This window comes from Mycobacterium sp. TKK-01-0059 (assembly GCF_000709305.1).
GTDB classification, from domain to species: Bacteria; Actinomycetota; Actinomycetes; order Mycobacteriales; family Mycobacteriaceae; genus Mycobacterium; species Mycobacterium intracellulare.
Window position 1 is genome coordinate 62,351 of record NZ_KL446994.1, and the last position, 2,873, is coordinate 65,223.

The 2,873-nt window shown below is 69.2% G+C and carries 1 protein-coding gene; it reads left to right on the plus strand.

What is annotated here, in order from left to right; all coding sequences use genetic code 11:
- Positions 1-2,873, plus strand: a 2,873-nt coding sequence (locus K883_RS19580; protein WP_036455734.1) for a non-ribosomal peptide synthetase, incomplete at both ends; no start/stop codon positions are given.

Sequence of the window (2,873 nt, forward strand, 5' to 3'; positions counted from 1 at the left end):
CAGTCGTTCTTCGATCTGGGTGGGGATTCGCTGCTGGCGATGCGCTTGGTCGCCGCGATCGAGATGGGTCTGAAGGCAGAGCTTTCGGTGCGCACCGTGTTTGAGGCGCCCACGGTGACCCAGTTGGCGCTCCGTGTCGGCGGAGGTGGCGGTCGACGCCAGCCGGTGGTGGCGGTTGAGCGGCCTGAGGTGGTGCCGTTGTCGTTTGCCCAGCAACGCTTGTGGTTCATCGACCAGTTGCTGGGGCCTTCACCGATCTACAACATGGCGGTGGCGCTGCGGCTCAGCGGACGGCTGGATGCCGAGGCGTTAGGGGCGGCGCTCGCCGATGTGGTAGCCCGCCAGGAGACCCTGCGCACCCTCTTCCCGGCGATCGACGGGATACCCGAACAGGTGGTTATCCCGATCGAGCAGGCCGACTTCGGTTGGCAGGTCGTCGATGCCACCGGCTGGCCGGAAACCCGGCTGCAGGAGGCCATCGACCCGACGGTGCGTCACTCGTTCGATCTGGCCACCGAGATTCCTTTGCGGGCACGGCTTTTCCGCATCGCGGACGACGAACACGTGCTGGTGGCCGTGGTGCACCACATCGCTTCCGACGGCTGGTCGATCACCGCGCTGGTGCGTGATCTGGGACTGGCTTATGCCAGCCGGTGTGCGGGGCAGGCACCCGGTTGGGCGCCGTTGCCGGTGCAGTACGCCGATTACACGCTGTGGCAGCGCACCCAGCTCGGTGAGGTCACCGACAGCGACAGCCCGATCGCCGCCCAGCTGGCGTACTGGGAGCAGGAGCTGGCCGGGCTGCCCGAGCGCCTGGCGCTGCCCACCGACCGGCCCTATCCGCCCATGGCCGACTACCGCGGCGCCAGCGTCATGGTGGAGTGGCCGCCCGAGCTGCAGCAGCGGGTGCGCGCGGTGGCCCGGGAGCACAACGCGACCAGCTTCATGGTGATCCAGGCCGCCCTGGCCGTACTGCTGGCCAAGGTGACCGCCAGCAGCGACGTGGCGGTCGGATTCGCGATCGCCGGGCGCGATGATCCCGCACTCGATGGATTGGTGGGCTTTTTTGTCAACACCCTGGTGTTGCGGGTCGACCTGGCCGGCGACCCGAGCTTCACCGAATCGCTGGATCAGGTGCGGGCGCGCAGTCTGGCCGCCTACGAGCACCAGGACGTGCCCTTCGAGCTGCTCGTGGAGCGGCTCAACCCGACCCGAAGCCTGGCCCACCACCCGCTGATACAGGTGGTATTGGCCTGGCAGAACTTCGCGCGGGAGGACGGCGTCCCCGCCGGGTTGGCCCTGGGTGATCTGCAGGTCACACCGCTGGCGGCGGACACCCGGGTTGCCCGGATGGACCTGACCTTCACGCTGGGCGAACGCTGGACTTCCGCCGGTGATCCCGCCGGCATCGGCGGCTCGGTGGAGTTCCGCACCGACGTGTTCGACGCGGCCACCATCGAGGCGCTGATCGAGCGGCTGGAGCGAGTGCTGATCGCGGTCACCGCCGAGCCGTCCCGAGTGTTGTCGTCCGTGGACGTGCTGGACGCGGGCGAGCACGCTCGGCTGGATGAGATCGGCAACCGGGCGGCGTTGACCCCGACGGCGTCACCCTCGCCGTCGATTCCGGCGGTGTTCGCCGCGCAGCTCACCCGCGCCCCGGAGGCCGTGGCGATCAGCTCCGACGGCCGGTCGATGACCTACCGGGAGCTCGACGAGGCGTCGAACCTGCTGGCGCACCTGCTGACCGCCCAAGGCGCGGGTCCGGGACAGTGCGTGGCGCTGCTGTTCAACCGTTGCGCCGAGGCAGTCGTAGCGATGTTGGCGGTGCTCAAGACCGGGGCGGCCTATCTGCCGATCGACCCCGCGCATCCGGCGGAGCGGATCGCGTTCGTCGTGGCCGATGCCGCGCCGATTGTCGCGATCACCACCGCGGCGCTGGCCGGGCGGCTGGATGGGTGCGACCTAACGGTCATCGATGTGGCCGATCCCCGCATTGACGGCTTCCCCGACACGGGATTGCCGGCGCCGGATCCCGATGACATCGCTTACGTGATCTACACGTCGGGCACCACCGGGGTGCCCAAAGGCGTTGCCATCACCCACCGCAACGTCACCGAGCTGCTGGGGTCTCTTGACCCGAGTTTGGCCGGGCCCGAGCAGGTGTGGTCGCAGTGGCACTCCTACAGCTTCGACATCTCGGGGTGGGAGATCTACGGCGCCCTCCTGCACGGTGGGCGGTTGGTGGTGGTGCCCGAGTCGGTGGCGGCCGCACCGGAAGACTTCCGCGCGCTGCTGATCACCGAACAGGTCAGCGTCCTATGCCAAACCCCCTCGGCGGTGGGGACGTTGTCGCCGGAGGGGCTGGAGTCGGTGGCCCTGCTGGTGGGCGGCGAGGCCTGCCCCGCCGAGCTGACCGAACGGTGGGCACCCGGGCGCGTGATGATCAACGAATACGGCCCGACCGAGACGACGATGTGGGTGGCCTTGAGCGCGCCGCTGACCGCCGGGTCGGATGTCGTGCCGATCGGTTCGCCGGTGCCCGGCGCGGCGTTCTTCGTGCTGGACCGGTGGCTGCGTCCGGTGCCGGTCGGGGTGGTCGGGGAGTTGTATGTGGCCGGTACGGGGGTCGGTGTCGGATATGTGCGCCGCCCGGGGTTGACGGCGTCGCGGTTTGTGGCGTGCCCGTTCGGCGCGCCGGGACAACGGATGTATCGCACCGGGGATCTGGTGAGTTGGGGGCGCGACGGGCAGCTGGATTATCTGGGTCGGGCCGATGAGCAGGTCAAGATCCGTGGGTATCGCATTGAACTCGGTGAGATCCGGGCGGCGCTGGCCGCGCTGGATGGGGTGGAGCAGGCGGCGGTGATCGCCCG